The sequence below is a fragment of the Saccharibacillus endophyticus genome (genome assembly GCF_013185185.1).
Classification (GTDB): domain Bacteria; phylum Bacillota; class Bacilli; order Paenibacillales; family Paenibacillaceae; genus Saccharibacillus; species Saccharibacillus endophyticus.
This window is the reverse complement of the sequence record NZ_JAAZWE010000005.1, coordinates 350963-369067: the sequence shown is the minus strand read 5'-3', so window position 1 is coordinate 369067 and position 18105 is coordinate 350963. Positions and strand designations below refer to the sequence as shown.

Genomic DNA, 18105 nt, shown 5'->3' with positions numbered 1-18105 from the left:
CACTCCTTTTATATTGTGCGTTAAAAAGTCTATATTGAACTTTTTAGCGTACAAGGCTATAGTGTAAAACAAAAGTACGTTAAAGCGTACAATTTGTTAAATTATAGCATACAAAGGGGTGGGCAGATGTCTTTTTTTGCTTTGGTTTCATATGCGATTGCGGCCAGCTTTACGCCAGGGCCTAACAATCTAATGGCTTTAGACGGAGCACGAAGATTGGGATTTCGTCGAATGACCGCTTTTGTGACGGGAGTATCGGCCGGTTGTTTTGGCGTTACGTTGTTGGCATGTCTGCTGAATCTGGCGCTGTATCAATGGATTCCCGGCGTTCGGATCATGATGGGTGTGCTCGGAACCGGATATATGTTGTGGCTGGCGCGGAAAATTTATCGAAGCACAGGCAGCGGCACGGAAAAAGGAATTCGTCTGGCCTATTCGCTTCGCGCCGGTTTTTGGCTTCAATTCGTCAATCCCAAGCTGCTGCTGTACGCGATCACGGCTGTATCGACGTTCGTCATGCCGCATGCTCCTTCGCTGCTGCAACTGCTCGGCGTATCGGCGCTGCTTGGGGTGATCGCCTTGTTTTCTTCCGGATCGTGGGCGGCGTTTGGCGCGTTATTTCAGCCTTTCCTCATGCGGCATGAACGAGCGTTCAACACCGTTATGGCACTGATGCTTGCATATAGTGCGGTAGCGGGTTGGTTGTAATTGCGTTGCGGTAAGCTGGTTTTCTCCTGTATAATGATGATAAAACGAAACTTAGTTTCATTTAGTGAAACAAAACTAAAGGAGGAAACAAATCATGGACAGCAAACAGCGCTTTTCCGCTCGGGTAGACGCCTACGTCAAATACCGTCCGGACTACCCGCAGGCGGCAATGGATTATTTGTATGAAGAGGTAGGACTGAACGGCGTAAACGAAATCGCGGATATCGGAGCAGGAACCGGTATCTTTTCGCGTTTATTGCTTGATCGCGGCAGTCAGGTGATCGCCGTCGAACCGAACGACGACATGCGGGGAGCGGCGGAAAAGGAATTGGGCGGTAATCTCGCATTTCGCGCGCTTGCCGCTCCGGCCGAACATACCGGACTGCCGGACGCGAGCGTCGGAGCCATTGTATGCGCGCAGGCTTTCCACTGGTTCGACCGGGAAGCGGCGCATGCCGAGTTCAAACGAATTCTAAAGCCCGGCAGTCCCGTCATTCTGATTTGGAACAACCGTCTCACATCGGGCACGCCTTTCCTTGAAGCCTACGAGCAAATGCTGCTGACGTACGGGACGGACTACAGCAAGGTTAACCATCGGAACACGACCAACGTCGAGACGGCGGAATTGCAGTCGTTTTTCGAAAAAAACAACATGACATTAGCCAAGTTCCCGAATCATCAGTTGTTCGACTTCGAAGGAGTCAGCGGCCGCTTGAATTCTTCTTCCTATGTGCCTTCGCCGGATCAAGAAAACTACGCGCCGATGATGGAGGAACTGCGTCGAATCTTCGATCAGACCGCGAAGGACGGACGGATTTCTTTTGACTATGAAACGGAAGTGTATTGGGGAACGCTGTAATCGGTTGAAAACGGGAATGACTCCATTGGCGTACGAAAAAAGGAGGCGAATAATGCGTGACATCGATTATCAAAGTGAACGGGGTGGCGAAGCGTTTCTTGCGTTAAAAAAGCTCGAGCCTACGGCGAAATGGGTCTTGTCATTCGATGAATCGGAGACAACGCATGAGGAACGGCTGCGACTGCTGAACGAATTGGCGCCGGACTATTACGAATACTCGCCGCCTGATCCGTCGAAAAAAGCCGAATTCGCCGCCTTCATGGAGCGACTTTCGGAGGTTGAAGTGCCGAAGATCGCAGGGCCTTTTCCCGTGTTGAAAGATGATGTCTCGATGATCCGCGAGCGTGAGGCTTTTGCCGAGATGATGCGGCAAGGCACGATGTATTTTCAATTCGACGTGGAGTCGGCAGTGAATGCGAATTTCCGCTTATCTGCTGCGCAGAGGCGAAAGGCGGACGACTTTTGGGCGGAATTTCCGGCGTTGGTGAACGATTCGTTTGATCGGTTGGACAATTATCCGCTGCGCAATCAGCATGGCTATTATGTGGATGCGATCGTGCCCGGAACGGATAAGTCGGCCCGGAGCTGGAACGCGATGACGTCGGGTAAGATTGTTCGGCTGGTGAAGACGCTGGCAGCTTGACCAAGTTAAATGTAAGGTTACGCCCGGCTGAAACGCACCTAAAGCGTGTGCGTTTCAGCCAAACGTAAACCTATGATCAAGGTTGGCCAAGCTACTAGGGTAGACGGATAAAAAGGTGCTGAGCTTAATCGCCCAACACCTCTTCCATCTTTTTCAGTTTCCGATACACGACCGAGCGATCCACGCCCAGACGCTTGGCGGCTTCTGCCGCATTCCCGCCGCACTCGGCCAGCATTTGCTTGATGTAACGACCTTCCGCGATCGCGGCAAAGTCTTTTAACGAACCGGTACGCCCGCGGTTACGGGAAATAAAATGATCGAGCGCAAAAGCATCGTTCAACCCTTCCTCGCCGCTTCGCTCATCGCTCTGCACGCTGCCCGTGATGACCAGCCGCTCGATGTAATTGCGCAGCTCGCGCGCATTCCCGTGCCAGGGCTGATCGAGGATGCGTTGGAATTCGTCGGCACCCAGCATATACCGTTTGCCGTAGGCGGCGTTGAAGTGCGCGATAAAGCTCGAGGTCAGTCCGACGAGGTCCGGCTTGCGGCTGCGCAGCGGAGGGATATGGATCGGAATCACGTTGATCCGGTAATAGAGATCTTCGCGGAACTGTCCTTGCTGCACCATGCTCCACAGATCGCGGTTCGTAGCGCAGACGACCCGGCAATGAACAGGGATCGGCTCTGTGCCGCCGATTCGGCGCAGCTCGCTGCTTTCAAGGACATGCAGCAGCTTGGCTTGCATATCGAGCGGCATTTCCGCGATCTCGTCGAGGAAAAGCACGCCGCCTGCGGCCAGCTCGACCAGTCCTTTTTTACCGTCCGCGCGTCCGGTTGCCTGCGGCTCGCGTCCGAATAATTCGTATTCGAACGAGTCGACCGGTATTGCGGCGCAGTTGACCGGGATGAACGGGCCGTTCCATCTTGCGCTTTTGCGATGAATATATTTGGCTATAATTTCTTTGCCCGTGCCGGATTCGCCGAGGATCAGCACCTTGCTGTCGTAGGAGGCAATCTGATTGCAGACCTGAATGATTTGTTTCATGGCCAGGCTTTCGGCGATGATGCCGGAAGCCGTGTCCGGATCTAGGCGAACAGCGCCGCGTCGCGGCTTGGCGTTGGGTGAAGGCGGCGTTTCTTCCCGCACGGCTTCGCCGGGGTAACTATTGGAACTGGTGACGACGAGCTGCACCTCGCCGTCCTGGTTCAGAATCGGGGTAGCGGTGGACATCACGTTGAAGCCTTGCACCGTGCGAATGACCATCGAGACTTTCTTTTTGGCCCCGATTGCCTTCATGGTGACCGAATCGCTGTAATAGCCGGCTTTCACCAGATCCTGCACATTATATTTCAAAAGCTCTTCGAGCGGAATGCCGATCGTGAGCGCCGTGAATTCATTGGAAATGAGGATATTGCCCCGCGCGTCAGTAACAAAAAGCGTGCCGGGCGACTGACCGTCGATCAGGCCGGCATATTCGTTCGCAAGGCCGTCTTGGCTGCGGTTCATACAGGATCACCTCGAAATGATACGTTGACTACGTCCGATAGAAGGTCAACGGAATAGGAAAGCAAACGGGCGAATAGAGCGGATTATACGTATCATAACCGAATCGCTTGAGTAAAGCGTGCTTTTTAACGGCAATTAGCCGAAAAGCAAAGCCGGGAAGACTTCCCTAAAGAAGTCGTCCCGGTCAGGAAGTAACGGAGTACGCGAGAAGTGAACTCCAACTACAAGCGTTAAGCCTGTACAGGTGTTTTAGGCGTAAGGCTCAGCGCGCCCAGGCGATCCAGATGCTGCTGCGCTTCGGCGAACATGCCGGCGATCATTTCTTCGACGCTGGTCAGTTCGTTGCACAGCCCGGCGATTTGTCCCGCCATGACCGAACCGCGATCGGTGTCGCCTTCGAATACGGCGCGGCGCAGGGAACCCAGGCTGATTTTTTCCAACTCTTCGCGCGAAGCGTGTTCGTTCTCCAACTTGAGGAATTCCGCGATCATGCTGTTTTTGATGCTGCGAACCGGTCCGCCGATGCTGCGTCCGGTCACCGTTGTGCTGGTATCGTCGGCGTCCAACACGGCTTTTTTGAAATTCTCGTGGGTCGGGCATTCGAAGGTGGTCAGGAAGCGGGTTCCGACTTGCACGCCTTGCGCACCCAATGCGAAGGCCGCCGCAATACCGCGACCGTCTGCCACGCCGCCGGCGGCAACGACCGGAATGGATACGGCGCTCACAACCTGCGGAACCAGCGCCATCGTTGTGGTTTCGCCGACGTGTCCGCCTGCTTCGGTGCCTTCGGCGACTACGGCGTCCACGCCGAGAGCTTCCATCTTTTTGGCGATCTTCACGGACGGGATCACGGCGATAAGGGTCAAGCCGTTTTCTTTGAGAATCGGCATGTACGGAGCAGGCGTACCCGCGCCCGTGGTCACGATCTTCACGCCTTCTTCCAAAATGACGCCGATCAGCTCGGGGATGTTCGGCATCATCAGCATGAGGTTGACGGCAAAAGGTTTGTCCGTAGCGGCTTTCACCTTGCGGATTTCTTCGCGCAGCACATCCGCGCTCATGCCGCCGGAGCCGATGATACCGAGACCGCCTGCGTTCGATACGGCGCTGACCAGCGGTTCGCGTGCAATTTGCGCCATGGCGCCTTGGAAGATCGGGTATTGGATGCCGAGCAGTTCAGTGATAGTCATGAGTAATTCCTCCAATTAAGTAAATGAAATTTTGAAATATGGATGGAGCATGCGGCGTTCGAACCGGGAGAACTCCCAGGCTTCGAACGCCAGATTCTTTTAGCATACCGATAGAAAAGCGTAAGGCACGAGGATCAAAATCACGCCGCGCGAGTCGGGGTGACCGGGGCCGCAGCCGTCTTTTTCTCCATCGCCTTGAAGACGAAAGTCAACGCGAAGCCGACCAGAGCGATGACAAGCGCAATATAGAAGGCATTGGTGAACGCGCCGCCGTTGGCAGCTGCGACCGAACCCGCGATGCGAGGACCGAAGAAAGCAGCGCCGGAATAGCCGATAAAGGTCACGCCGTAGTTGACGCCGTAATACTTCATGCCGAACTTTTCGCCGACGATGGAAGGGAAGATGCCCATCGTGCCGCCGAAGCACAGCCCGATGCCGATGATTGCGACGGCGAAGCCGACAACGGAAGACGAGAGGGCGATCGTGAGCATCATGACCGCGATCACCAGATAGATCGCCATCAAGCACTTGGTGCGTCCGATCCGGTCGGACACCGCGCCCCAGACGATCCGGCCGAGGCAGTTGCTGAGAGAGTATAAGCTGACGAACAAGGCGGCGCTGGCCGCAGTCAGACCGAACATCGTTTGACCGATGACCGAAGCGTTGGCCGTCACCATCATGCCGGACAATGCGCCGATCAGGAACAGGCAGGCGATGACGTAGAAGATCGGTTTGCGAATGATTTCATGCCAGTTGAAGTTGATTCCGCCCGGCCGTCCGGCTGTAACCGGCGGCGTCCATCCCAGCGGCGCATAGCCGACGGGAGCGGCTTTGACCAGCAGGCCGCAGCCGAGGATGACAATCAGGAAAGCGACGCCGAGCATCATCATGGCGGATTGCACGCCGGAGCCCGTAATCAGGGCGTTGGCGATCGGCGCGATCACGATCGTACCGCCGCCGTAGCCTGCGGTCACGAGACCGGCAGCCAGCCCTCTTTTATCGGGGAAAAGCTTCACGGTGTTGCCGATGGTCGCCGAGTAAACGATCCCTTGGCCGATCCCGGTAATGACGCCGTAAGTCAGGTAAAGCATCCACGGCGCGGTCGCGAGACCGGACAAAATGAAGCCGATGCCGAACATGGCGCCGCCGAGGAAGATCGCGGTCCGCGCGCCGCCTTTGTCGACGAGCTTTCCGCCTAGGATCATCGGAATCGGGGAGATCGCGCCGTTGATGGTGAAGGCCATCATGATCTGCGGCATGGTGGCGTCGAACACTTTGCTGAGCGGCATAGCGAATACGCTGAACGCGTAAATGGAGCCGACGCAGATATTGATCAGAACGGAGACGATCAGGATCGTCCAGCGGTTCAAGTTGGGTTGGGTCGATGAATTCATGGCTTATATTCTCCTTCGGAATGGGGAATGGATGCGTTAGCCGATCTAGCCGATGGCGACAGGCTCTTCGGACTGAATTTGTGCGGCTTGGCGTTTTTCGATGATGGATTTCAAGCTGCCCCAGGTTTCGCGGAACATGCCGGGGTCCATCGATTTCAGGTCTTTGGCGATCGCGGGGGCGAATTCCATCTGATCCAAAATGTCGCGCTGCAGGTCGATGCCCGGTGCGATCTCGGTTAAAGTCATCACGCCTTCAACCAGTTCGAAAACGGCGCGTTCCGTCACATAGATGACAGGTTGTCCGACTTTGGCCGCATACGATCCGCTGAACGTCACCTGTTGGACGTTTTTCAGGAACTTCTTCGCTTTGCCTTCTTGTACGATCTTGAGCTGTCCGTCTTCGACTTTCACTTCAAGGCCGCCTGCGGTAAAGGTTCCGGCGAACACCAGCTTTTTGGCCGCCTGCGAGATATTGATAAAGCCGCCGCAGCCTGCGACGCGCGTGCCGAATTTGCTGACATTCACGTTGCCGAACTGATCCGTCTGTGCCAGACCCAACACGGAGAGGTCGATACCGCCGCCGTCGTAAAAGTCGAATTGCGAATCGTGATCCACGATCGCTTCGGAGTTATAAGCGTGGCCGAAGTCTTTCAGTCCCGCCGGAACGCCGCCGATCGAGCCTGCTTCCGTGGTCAAGATAAGTTGATCGCTTACGCCTTCTTCCGCTGCAACCGTCGAGACATTGACCGGGATGCCGACGCCGAGATTCAGCACGGTATTCGGAGCCAGTTCAGCAGCAGAGCGGCGGGAGATCACTTTGCGCTCATCAAGCGGAATCGTCTCGATATCTTTGAGCGGAACTTTGATCTGACCGGAAAAGGCCGGGTTGTACAGGGTATTCTCCGTCTGGAAATGATTCTCCGGCTTGGCGACGACCAGATGATCGATCAGGATGCCGGGCACTTTGACGTCTTTCGGATTGAGCGTGCCGTTTTTGGCTACCGTCTCTACCTGAGCGATCACGATCCCGCCGGAGTTGCGCACGGCTTGGGCGATCGGCAGCACTTCCATATGCAGACCTTCTTTTTCCAGCGTCAGGTTGCCGTTCTCGTCAGCGACTGTACCGCGAATCAAGGCAATCTGAATCGGGAACGTCTTATAGAACAACCATTCTTCGCCTTCCAGCTCGATCACCTTGACCAGATCTTCTTTGGAAGACGGCGACATCCGGCCTCCTTCGAGGCGCGGATCAACGAAGGTCTCCAGTCCGACTTTGGTAATAACGCCCGGCCGCTTGGCGGCAATCTCGCGGAACAGCTGCGTGATGACGCCTTGCGGGAGATTGTACGCTTCGCACTTGTCCTCTTCGATCAGCTTCGCCATGCCCGGCGACGCAATCGCGATTCCGCCGATCCAGCGCTTGATGAGTCCTTCGTGCCCGAGGCGGCTCATGCCTTTCTCGCGGCGGTTGCCGACAGCGCTCGCATGGATTACCGTCAGATTGCGCGGCGCGCCAGTTTCCATAAAGCGATCCTCGATCGCGATCCCCATCTCTTCCGCCCAGCAGGAAAGCCCGAATCCGCTCGCGGCCACCGTATCTCCGTCCTGAATCAATGCTGCTGCTTGCGACGCCGTAATCACTTTAGACATATTCAATCACTCCTTAATAAGAATGGAAAAAACGTTAAGTTTAAAATGTGAAATAATTCACTTTAAGCGAAAAGTTATTAAGTGAAAACTTTCACTTGAAGAATAACGCGAACAAAAAGTACCGTCAATATCTTATGAAGCTTTGAAAAAACCACCCCGAAAGTGTAGCGAAAATGCGACTGTATCGCATAAGCAGAGAAGAAAGTGAATATTTTTTTGAAAATGGACTTCAATCCACCTTCTTCTGTCCGCTACATTCAGATTGCGCAGCAGGATAACGCGGAAGTTTGATCCGTCGCAAAAAAGCGACAACTTTCATGGAAGACGGAAAGTCTTATGATTCATCCGAAATCGCAATGAGGGAAGTCCGGTACAAGAGATATGAAATGCGGAAAAGCAAAAAACGAGGCTGCATCCGGCAACATAAGCTTAGGGGCGTACATGTGACGAAATGGTGAAGAGAATCGAATAGGCACTTTTGCAACAGATTCGGAGGTCGCAAAAAAGCGCATGAGCCCATTCACGGACGCATGCGCATGCAGCTTGCCTTTTACATAAATTCGAAGAAATAGCGTACCACGTGGAAAAAGACCGGAGCGGTATAGGTAAGGCTATCGATTTGGCTGAGGTAACTCTTCTTGAGCGTCGAGGCTTTGTCTTCGTCGCCGACGAGCAGATCGCGTTTCAGTACGGAAACGGTCAGGCTGCCGAAAAATCCCGCAAGGGCGAGCAGCGCGCCAAACCAGGCCGCGGCGGTCGGACTGAACGGCGTCAGATACGGGGCCAGTGCCAGCGAAGCTCCCGTCGTGACGATGAACGCGCATACGAATCCTTCCCAGGTCAACTGCGGATTGGCGGTCGGCACGACCTTTCTTTTTCCGAAATAAAGCGACGCGAGAGTATGTACGACATCGTTGATCTGGGTCAACACGACGAGAAACAGCACCAGCCCGCCGCCGAACTCCGGGGTCGCGAACTGGAAATACGCCAAATGGCTGAGACCGAATACCATGAGCATGAGGCCCCATTGGGTGGAGCTGACGCTGCGCAGGAAGCCGAACGTTCCTTTGCCCAAAAGACGCGGAATCGGGAGCACGAGAAACACGTACAGCGGAATGAACACGATGAACATGCCGTACCAGCCCGTGTAGATCCAGTAGAACTGTACCGGAATCGCGAGGTATGCCCAGAGAAAAAGCCGCCGATCCGCTTTGCGCGTGCCTCGGATCATGGAGAAATATTCCTGAAGCGCGAAGAAGCAGAGCAGCATCAAGGAGACGAGCGAGACGGCAGGCGTAAATAAGGTGGCGAGGCAGAAAATGAAGAACATGCCCCACCAGGTTTTCATGCGCGTGCCGATCGAGGAGTAGTCTTTGCCCGGCTGCTTGCGGCTGACGAACACATACACCAGATTCGCGGCAATCAGCACGGCGAGCACGATCAAAAGCACGATATATGAACTGAACACATCATCACCAACTTAAGGATAAAATAGCAGTCGCGACCGCTTGACTATGCTATCATAAGGGAATCATTGAAAAAGGCGCAATATGAAACTTGGCCCGGCGCGCGGATCGTTCGTAACATTGAAGCGGAAGCGATCCATGCACCCGAAAAAAAAAGGCCGTATTTCGTCAGCCCTGCGCCCAGGCGGAAGGGGAAATTGACCATGGCGGATCAACGATCCGTGTATATTCTACTGACCAATACCGGCACGCTGTTTACTCGAATGATCCGGGTTTACACGCGTGCGCCTTACAATCATGCTTCGATCTCGTTCGATCGCGAGTTGACGGAGCTGTACAGCTTCGGCCGGAAAAATCCGTACAATCCGATCGACGGCGGCTTTGTGCGCGAAGACATTCGTACCGGCACATTCAGCCGCTATCCGAATACGACCTGCGTCATCTACGAACTGAAGGTGTCGGAGCGCGAGGTCGAGAAAATGAAGCGGGTGCTGAACGTTTTTATCCGCAGCCGGGAAAAGTATCTGTACAATTTGCTCGGCATCGTCGGCGTGGCGTTCAAAGAGCCGGTGGAGTTCAGCAACTCGTATTTCTGTTCGCAATTCGTGGCGGAGATTCTGCATCGGTCGGGCATCAAGATCTGGAACAAGCTGCCCGCGCTCGTCACGCCGGACGATTTTCGTCAGAGCGAGCGCATGATGCTGGTCTACGAAGGGCGGCTGAGCGAGTACGAGCATGCCGCCTCCCCGGAAGAATTGACCGTCGAAAGTGCCGAGCCGGAATAGTACCTTATCAACGCTAAAAGCAAGGTTATGCCCAGCGAACATAATCCTATGATTAAGAGTTGATAAGGTACCAGTGACTTGTCTCGAATTAATGTAGGATTACGCTTGCCTGAAACGTACTAGAACCATGCACGTTTCATTCAATCGCAAACCCTAGATTTAAGCGAGACAAGCTACTAGATTATCGTTGAAAAAGGAGAGAGTCGATTGAAAATCGGAAGAAACGACCCGTGCTTCTGCGGTTCGGGCAAAAAGTACAAGAAGTGCTGCATTGATCGAGATATCGCCTTCGCAGACTCCGTGAAGTTCGCGGAACGCAAAAAGGCAGATCCGACCTTCACGCCGCGAAGCTACTATATCAACCGCGTTACTGCGCTGAACGACCGTTTGCAAAACGAAGCGCGTTCGGAAGAACTCGATGCCGAACTCATGGAACTCGCCGGAGACGCCCTGGACGATCTGGACGGAGCGAGCCTGCATGCTTTTACCCGCTACGGCGAAGGCTTCCTGCCCACGGAGCGCCGCCTGCTTCAAGCTCTGGCCAACCGACTCTGGGGTGCCCTCGTCTTCGGCGAATTCCAAGAACAAGAAATTCTGCGTCCGTTGATGGCGTTCGCCGCATCGACGCTGGCCGAAGGCATAAGCGAAGCGGCGCCGATTGACGGAGCCGTACTGACGACGGACGAAGACGGAAATCTGTTAAATAGTTCCCTGAAGCGTGCCGCTGAAGGCGAAGAGCCGGAAGTGTTCGAGCTGGACATACAGGTCGAAGGCAGTACGCTTTAAAATCAGAAGCAGTTAAGCGGAGAGGAAATTCAGCGAGAAGGCGTCTCGAACGAATTTCTCCCGCAGCGCCCAAGCTTCTCCAACGAATAGGATTTTAACGATCTGACACCTCAGCCGCCTTTCAGGCGGCTTTTTGCTGTCCGGATTTTTTCCGAATCCTCGCATAACCAATCTTCAAGATTTTCGTCTGTAATCATAAAGGGAGCGCAATCCCGGAAAGGAGCCTTACATTGAACAGTCCATCCAGCTCAATCAGCGAATCGCAAGACGAGAAAATCATTGATTTATTCTGGCACCGCAGCGAATCGGCGATCGGCGAAGCTTCGCGAGAATACGGCCGATACTGCTATTCCATTTCCTATAATATCCTGCGCAGCACGGAGGACGCGGAGGAATGCGTCAACGATACGTGGCTGCGTACCTGGAACGCCATTCCGCCGCAGCGCCCCGGCAATCTGTCGTTTTTCGTCGGCCGTATCGTACGCAATCTGTCGCTCGATAAATTCCGCAGCAAAAAGGCCAAACGGCGCGGCGGCGAAATATCGCCTATTCTCGAAGAATTGAGCGAAGCGATTCCCGGCGGCCCGGATACGGAAAGTCTGGTGCTGGATCGGGAACTCGGACGCGTGATCAACGACTTTTTGCGCACGCTGCCCGAGAGTGCCTGCAATCTCTTTCTGGCCCGATATTGGCATAGCATGCCGCTGGCCGAGATCGCGGCGAAGTTCGGCGTGAAGGAGAACAATATCAAAGCGAGCCTGTTCCGCACCCGGGGCAAATTGAAAGAGTATCTGGAGAAAGAAGGGATGCAGCCGTGAATAATGAAGAACGATTGTACCAAGCGATTGGCGAAGTCGACGATGAATTGTTGGAGCGAATGGAGCAGGCTATGGCGGAACAGCCGACAGGCCGCGCGGATCGAAACCGGAACAAGGGGCGGCTACTATGGCAAGCTGCACTATCCTCCGTTCTGATAGCGGCGGCATTGCTATTGATTTTCAACGACGGCTTGTTCAACCGCGATGGCAATGTAACCTATACGGCATCCGGGCCGGTCGTCGACCGGGCAATCGGAAATGAGCCTTCAAGCAGTGTGGTTACTCCGGGCAACGGTCAAATCGTATATTTCGATTCGGTTCGGCACGCATTCGAGACGAACAAGGATTCCAGAACGAAGTATTTTGTCGCAATCGATCTGTTCGCGGACGACACGCCGCTTAATGTAGGCAGCTTCGATACGCATCGCGAGTTGAAGCGGCTTCAAGAGCTGGGATTGCAGGTGGGTTATGCCGAGTCGTGGACGTATCAAGGCGAAGGCGGACAGGTTGATTATTTGTATGCAGCAGGCCTATTAACGGCGGAGCAGCTGAAGAACTTCCCGGCTTCGTCCGAATACGGCTACGCGTTCCGCTTCGCGACCAACGCTGACGGCACGCCCGTGCCGGCAGAAAACGGCGTTCGATCCGAATCGAAAGCGAAAACCAAATAAAATGTTGTCGCCAGAATAACCGAAATATAAAATCTCCGTCTTGTAGGGTAGAACGTCAAAAACAAACCCATTCAACCCCTTCAAGGAGGAACTTCCCATGTATAAAAAAATCGCAACCACTGTCCTGTCCGCTTCCCTGCTTGCTGCTTCCCTAGGCGGTGCCGCTTCGGCCGCATCTGCTACGAACTTCCGCGATTTGCAAAACGTAGCGGGTCACGACAAGATTCTCGCGCTGCATGACAAAAAGATCGTCAACGGCGTGAGTAAAACCGCCTTCGCGCCGCAGTCGAAATTAACGCAGGCCGAAGCGCTTCAGCTTATCGTCAACGGGTTCAAGCTGGACGAGAAACCTTTGACGGATGCGTTGATCGCGCTGAATACCCTTTTCCCGGCTGTCAAAGAAAACGCTTGGTACGCCAACGCGTTCAGTTATGCGTACTACAACGGCGTCGATATCCCGAAGTCGGTCAGTCCGTCGGCAACGATCACCCGCGAGCAGTATATCGATTACGTGATGACGGGTCTTCAAGCTGTAGGCAATATGCCGGCTATCGACGTAGTTGCCCAAGATATCGCGGACGGCGAAAAGCTTAACCCGGCATATCTGGATTCCGTACAGTTGGCGATCGTATTCGGCATTGCGGATTTGGATTCCGAGCGTAACTTTGACCCGACGCAGGAGATTACACGAGCGGAAGCAGCCGTGATCTTATACAACGCGGTGGAGTTTTTGGAGAAAAGTTCTTCGAATCAAGCGAACTCGAATGATGAACGAATCATCGACGTGCTGCCGCATGAACAACCGATAACGGCTCCGGCAGCCGGTCTTTATGCAGCTCCGGAGAACGGCAAGTTCTTCTCGACAGGCAGCGTGCAGCAGGCGATTGACGAACGGACCGCTCCAAGCACGAAGGTACAGGTTGCGGTGACGCTGTTCAAAAACGGATCACCGATCGATGAACAAAGCGCCGAAGGAGCCGCAGAGCTGAAGCGTCTCCAGTCACTCGGCTACGACATCGATTATGCTCAAGCTTGGACGTATCAAGGCAATCTGGAGAAGGTCGAGTACACGTACATCTCCGGCGTATTCACGGCAGAGCAGCTTGAATCGTTCCGGGCGCCTGCAAACTACGGTTATGCTTTCGACTTTGCCGCAAACGGTGACGGGTCGGCGGTATTGGGTAAAAACGGTGCCGTAACAGGTACAAAGAGTCCGCGTTTGATTGCGGAATAAACAGCGAGTACCCGAATAGATATAAAAAATGCTGCAAGCTCTCGTCGTTCCCTCTCGGATTGCGGATTGATCGCGCAACCGGGGCAGAGTATGAGGCTTGCAACATTTTGTTTCGAGGATGTCTTTTTCGGTATATGTCCGTGTTGTCGATCAAGCCGGAAACTGCACGGTAAACGTCGTCTTTTCGCCGACCGTGCTTTTCGCCGAGATCCGGCCTTTGTTTTGCTCCACGATCGAACGCGCGATCGCAAGTCCCAGCCCGTGTCCGCCCTGCGAGCGGGTACGCGATTGGTCGGTGCGGTAAAAGCGGTCGAATACCCGCGGCAGGTGCTCGGCGGGAATGCCTTCGCCCGTGTTGCTTACCGACAACGCGATTTCGCCGTGTTCCTGCTTCAGCGATACGTCGATCCGGCCCTGCGCATTCGCGTATTTGATCGCGTTGTCCAGCAGGATCATCGTGACCTGCACGATCTGCTCGCGGCTGCCCGCGATACCGAGCGCGGGTTCGATTTCGTAGTCGAGCGTCAGATCCTTTTCGAAAACAACGGCTTCCATCGTCAGCATGACGTTCTCCACCGCATCGCTCAGATCGAAACGAGCCTGAACCATATTCGAGCGGGAATCGTCCATCTCGGTCAGGTAAAGCAGGTCGCCTGTCAGCTTCGCCATGCGTTCCGTCTCGGACTTGATATAACGCAGCCACTTTTCCTGACTGCGGATCGTCTCGTCCCGGTTCGCCAGCAGCACGTCCGCGTTGGTGTTGATGACCGCAAGCGGCGTTTTCAACTCGTGGGAGGCATCTCCGATAAATTGCTTCTGCTTCTCGAACGCTTCGCGCACCGGCTCGATCGAGCGGTTGGCGAAGAATCGGCTGAAAAAGAACAAGACGACCAACATCGCCAGTCCTACGGCGAGGAATGCGTAGATCAGCGTGGTCAAAATCTCTTCGCGGGACGTCGTGTCGATAAATACGTACATCGTTCCGTCTTCCGTCTGCATCTTTTGGAACGTCCAACGGCTGTTGCTGAGCGTGAAGCCGCCGCTGTCTTTGCCGTCGGCGACCGCCTGCGCAAGCGCTTGGGCATAGTCGTCTTCCGTCATGCTGAAACGCGATTCCGTATCGATCAGCGCACCCGAAGCGTCGGTCAGCAGCATGAACGAGACCGAGCGCTCCGGCGCGTTATTTCCGCCGAAGCCGTTCATCGGAGGCTCGCCCCGATCGAAGCCGCCGTTTTGCGAGCCCGAGCCGTTGCCGCCCGTATTTCCGCTGCCCGGCATCGTCCCGTTTAATCCGCTGCGGTACATATTCGTCGTGCGCTCCAGATCCATGCCGATCTCGTCGTGAACCTGCCGATAAGTAATGGTATAAATCGTGGCGAAGGCGACCAGCATGATGATGACGATCGTGACCAGATTGACGATAAGGAATCGGTTGCGCAGCTTTTTAAACAGGGGATTCATCGGCATGCCTTTCATATTCAAGCCGCCCATTACGCTTTGCCCTCCTCCAGCACGTAGCCAACGCTCCGAATCGTGGTGATGCGCGTTTCCGAGCCGAGGAAGTTCAGTTTTTTACGCAAAAACGAGATATAGACCTCCACGTTGTTATGCTCCGCCTCCGAGTCGAATCCCCACAGCTTTTCGATGATCTGCTCTTTCGACGTTACCGCTTGTTTGCGCACGATCAGCAGCTCCAGCAGTTCGCTTTCTTTCGGATTCAGCTTGATTTCTTTGCCGCGCACGGTCAGCTTCGGATTGGTCGCGTTTAGCTCCAGATCGCCGAACTTGAGCGCGTCTTCCGGCATCACTTCGCCTTTTCGCCGCATCGCCGCACGGATTCTTGCCAGCAGCTCGTCCGAGGAAAAAGGCTTCGCCACGTAATCGTCCGCCCCGTGATCCAGCCCCGCGATTTTGTCCGGAATCTCGCCTTTGGCCGTCAGCAGGATGACCGGGACGGCCATGCCTTTGCTCCGTACGGTTTTCAAAATGCTGATGCCGTCCATGCCCGGAAGCATGATGTCGAGCAGCAGCAGATCGTAAATACCGCTGAGCGCGTAATCCAAACCGTCTTCGCCGTCGTGCACCACGTCGACCGAGTAATTGTTCTTTTTCAAAATTTGAGACAGGGCTTCCGCCAGATGCAGTTCGTCTTCCACGATCAGGATTCGCATGTCTATAGTCACCCTCTGTTTAAGTTTCGTTTGTCGATTGTCTTCATTATATCGGGAAAGGCTTTAATGAACCTTAAGGTTTTGATGCGGCGAGGTTAAACGCAAAAAAGACGCTCTCCGGTGGGAGAACGTCGGGGGCGAGAAAGTTACGTTGGCGGGGGAAGCGAGAAGACTGCGAGAAAAATTGCAAGCGTAGGCTCCCGAAGTGCATTTCTTCGAAATGCTTCGCAATTCGCTGTCTCACTTGGAAAAAGGGATTGGAATTTTATAATGGTATTTTCCAAGTTCAAAGGCGTCTTGAACTGAATTTTTCTCTCCGTCTTCTCGCTTCTAGCTACGTTGGAGTTTCTCAACCTGTTGACGTTCTCCAGTTGGAGAGCGTTTTTTTGAAAAGGTAGAGTGATTTTGGATGTTGAACTGTTTAATTATTGCGCGGTATATCCGCCGTCTACGATCAGGCTGCCGCCGGTCATGTAGGAAGAATCGTCGCTTGCCAGGAACAGGACGGCTGTCGCCATTTCGTCGGCTTGGCCGAGGCGTTTCATCGGCGTCATCGAAGCCAGTTCTTTTTTGTTTTCTTCCGGAATGATCGGCGTATCGATAAAGCCTGGGCAGAGGGCGTTCACGCGAATGTTTTGGTCTGCATACTCCAGCGCCAGGGAGCGGGTCAGGTTGATGACGCCGCCTTTGGCTGCGTTGTAGGCTGCCGATCCGGGCGAGCCGACCCAGCCGTACATGGAAGCGGTGTTCACGATCGTGCCGCCGCCGGCTTTGAGCATTTCGCGGATAGATTCTCGGGCAACGAGGAATACGCCGTCGAGATCGACGTTGACCGTGTTGCGCCATTCCGAGTAATCCAATTCGTGGGTAGGCTGCACGCGTCCGATTCCGGCATTGTTGAACACGATATCCACTTTGCCGAACGCTTCGATCGCTTGTTTGAACAGGCTTGCTACTTCTTCTTCGCTGGTGATATTGGCTTTGACGAATACGGCCTCGGCACCCTGCGATTTGAGTTCGGTTTCGAACGCTTTGCCTTTTTCCTCGTTCAGGTCGGCCAGTACGACTTTGGCGCCTTCCTGCACGAACAAGCGCGCGGTCGCGGCTCCGATCCCCGACGCTCCGCCTGTAATCAACGCGACTTTATTCTGTAGTTTTCCCATTATGAATGCCTCCCGTATAATAAATGAGTGAAATTATAATTGTGCGTTTTTGTTCACAATTTAAGTTTACTCCGATGATTTCCGATAACAATCATTAATATGAAGGCAAATGTCTGATTAATAGACAGATGCGACCCAAGTGTCTTGCCGGAAGGAGAATAATCATGACGGAAGTGCGAAATGCGGCGTCTCCTCGCCGTAATCGGACTAAAGAACATCTTCAAGAGGCTTTGGTCAAGCTGATCAAGTCCAAAGGATACCACGCTGTAACTGTGAGGGATATCGTTGACACGGCTGCTTATAACCGCAGTACCTTTTACGTTCAATATCCGGACAAGCCGGGTTTGGCGGAAGATTTGCTCCATGTGATGCTTCAAGGCTTGGAAGATTCGGTCGGCAAGCCGTACGTTCCCGGACACTGGGTAAATTCGGCTGCTCTTGACGCGCCTTCGTTCAATATCCTGAGCTACATCCACGAACATCGCGACTTTTTCGAACTGATCAAATACGAAGATACCCTGCCCGGCATACATACCGCCATCCCGCAGACCTTTTTGAAAATCTATATGGAACAATTCGACTTCGAAACGATCGATAACCGCCCCGTCGATATGGATTATTTCAAGCGATACACGGCGTACGGATTTTACGGATTGATCCTGAACTGGATCACCGGAGATTTCCGGGAGCCGCAGGAAGATTTCATCAAGAAAGTCATCGACCTGACAAGGACGCATATCTATTCGTTTCAATATAGAGGCAAATAATCGAGCGTCGAGGTTGAATACGAACTTGAATCGGCGCAAGGGTTGTACAAAGTGAATGCAATCCAAACAAAAAAGAACCGAAAATCCAGTTCTCAAAGTATTTAGAAAGCATAACGTAACCGGAAGCGAGAAGACGGAGAGAGAAATTCAGTGTAGGAGCGATAGCGATCGCCTTTGAAATGGAGAAAATTCCGCTAAAATTTAATTCCTTTTCTCCATTTCAACATGCGACCGGAACGAATTTCTCTCGCAGTCTTCTCGCTTCCCTCGCCAACGTGCCTTTATCGACAACC

At 53.8% G+C, this 18105-nt stretch carries 17 protein-coding genes; 9 read left to right on the top strand and 8 right to left on the bottom strand.

Annotation, left to right across the window (positions count from 1 at the left end; translation table 11 throughout):
* Positions 1-126: 126 nt before the first annotated feature.
* The 3 genes from HRQ63_RS19005 (at position 127) to HRQ63_RS18995 (ending at position 2210) form a co-directional block, all read left to right on the top strand.
* Positions 127-708 carry a LysE family transporter gene (locus tag HRQ63_RS19005; protein ID WP_172246699.1) on the top strand — a complete coding sequence of 194 codons (582 nt, stop codon included), beginning with the start codon at positions 127-129 and terminating at the stop codon, positions 706-708.
* A gap of 94 nt (positions 709-802) precedes the next feature.
* Positions 803-1567, top strand: coding sequence for a class I SAM-dependent methyltransferase (locus HRQ63_RS19000; RefSeq protein WP_172246697.1), 765 nt, complete (start codon positions 803-805; stop codon positions 1565-1567).
* Between the two features lie 52 nt (positions 1568-1619).
* The gene (locus HRQ63_RS18995; protein ID WP_172246695.1) at positions 1620-2210 is read left to right on the top strand and encodes a hypothetical protein; all 591 of its coding nucleotides are present in this window, start codon (positions 1620-1622) and stop codon (positions 2208-2210) included.
* Between the two features lie 124 nt (positions 2211-2334).
* Here the strand turns inward: HRQ63_RS18995 and HRQ63_RS18990 are convergent, their stop codons facing one another.
* The 5 genes from HRQ63_RS18990 to HRQ63_RS18970 all read right to left on the bottom strand — a co-directional run bounded on the left by HRQ63_RS18990 (position 2335) and on the right by HRQ63_RS18970 (position 9299).
* Entirely contained in the window at positions 2335-3717 is a 1383-nt protein-coding gene (locus HRQ63_RS18990; protein ID WP_172246693.1) for a sigma-54 interaction domain-containing protein, read from the bottom strand.
* A 230-nt stretch (positions 3718-3947) separates the two neighbouring features.
* On the bottom strand, positions 3948-4907 hold the full coding sequence (locus tag HRQ63_RS18985) for a DUF561 domain-containing protein (RefSeq protein WP_172246691.1): 960 nt from the start codon (positions 4905-4907) through the stop codon (positions 3948-3950).
* Between the two features lie 140 nt (positions 4908-5047).
* On the bottom strand, positions 5048-6301 hold the full coding sequence (locus HRQ63_RS18980; RefSeq protein WP_172246689.1) for an L-lactate MFS transporter: 1254 nt from the start codon (positions 6299-6301) through the stop codon (positions 5048-5050).
* A gap of 45 nt (positions 6302-6346) precedes the next feature.
* Positions 6347-7951: an acyl CoA:acetate/3-ketoacid CoA transferase gene (locus tag HRQ63_RS18975; protein ID WP_172246687.1), complete on the bottom strand. Its 1605-nt coding sequence runs from the start codon at positions 7949-7951 to the stop codon at positions 6347-6349.
* Between the two features lie 550 nt (positions 7952-8501).
* Entirely contained in the window at positions 8502-9299 is a 798-nt protein-coding gene (locus HRQ63_RS18970; RefSeq protein WP_244966335.1) for a phosphatidate cytidylyltransferase, read from the bottom strand.
* A 321-nt stretch (positions 9300-9620) separates the two neighbouring features.
* On the opposite strand from HRQ63_RS18970, the gene HRQ63_RS18965 reads away from it, so the two are divergent.
* From HRQ63_RS18965 to HRQ63_RS18945, 5 genes are all read left to right on the top strand, one after another.
* Positions 9621-10202, top strand: coding sequence for a hypothetical protein (locus HRQ63_RS18965; protein WP_172246683.1), 582 nt, complete (start codon positions 9621-9623; stop codon positions 10200-10202).
* 207 nt (positions 10203-10409) lie between these two features.
* A complete protein-coding gene (locus HRQ63_RS26045) occupies positions 10410-10988 on the top strand; it encodes an SEC-C metal-binding domain-containing protein (protein WP_229714305.1) in 579 nt (192 codons plus the stop codon).
* A gap of 230 nt (positions 10989-11218) precedes the next feature.
* Positions 11219-11806 (top strand): RNA polymerase sigma factor, encoded by a 588-nt coding sequence (locus HRQ63_RS18955; protein WP_216673990.1) that lies wholly within the window; start codon positions 11219-11221, stop codon positions 11804-11806.
* Entirely contained in the window at positions 11803-12477 is a 675-nt protein-coding gene (locus tag HRQ63_RS18950; protein WP_172246681.1) for a hypothetical protein, read from the top strand. The genes HRQ63_RS18955 and HRQ63_RS18950 overlap by 4 nt, the downstream gene beginning before the upstream one ends.
* Positions 12478-12574: 97 nt before the next feature.
* Complete coding sequence (locus tag HRQ63_RS18945) at positions 12575-13711, top strand: S-layer homology domain-containing protein (RefSeq protein ID WP_172246679.1); 1137 nt, start codon at positions 12575-12577, stop codon at positions 13709-13711.
* Positions 13712-13861: 150 nt separating this feature from the next.
* Here HRQ63_RS18945 and HRQ63_RS18940 read toward each other — a convergent pair whose 3' ends face one another.
* The 3 genes from HRQ63_RS18940 to HRQ63_RS18930 form a co-directional block, all read right to left on the bottom strand.
* Complete coding sequence (locus tag HRQ63_RS18940) at positions 13862-15163, bottom strand: sensor histidine kinase (protein WP_172246913.1); 1302 nt, start codon at positions 15161-15163, stop codon at positions 13862-13864.
* A 38-nt stretch (positions 15164-15201) separates the two neighbouring features.
* The gene (locus HRQ63_RS18935; protein ID WP_172246677.1) at positions 15202-15882 is read right to left on the bottom strand and encodes a response regulator transcription factor; all 681 of its coding nucleotides are present in this window, start codon (positions 15880-15882) and stop codon (positions 15202-15204) included.
* A gap of 425 nt (positions 15883-16307) precedes the next feature.
* Positions 16308-17045, bottom strand: coding sequence for an SDR family NAD(P)-dependent oxidoreductase (locus tag HRQ63_RS18930; RefSeq protein WP_172246675.1), 738 nt, complete (start codon positions 17043-17045; stop codon positions 16308-16310).
* A gap of 164 nt (positions 17046-17209) precedes the next feature.
* On the opposite strand from HRQ63_RS18930, the gene HRQ63_RS18925 reads away from it, so the two are divergent.
* Positions 17210-17812, top strand: a complete 603-nt coding sequence (locus HRQ63_RS18925; RefSeq protein ID WP_172246673.1) for a TetR/AcrR family transcriptional regulator — start codon at positions 17210-17212, stop codon at positions 17810-17812.
* Positions 17813-18105: the final 293 nt, after the last annotated feature.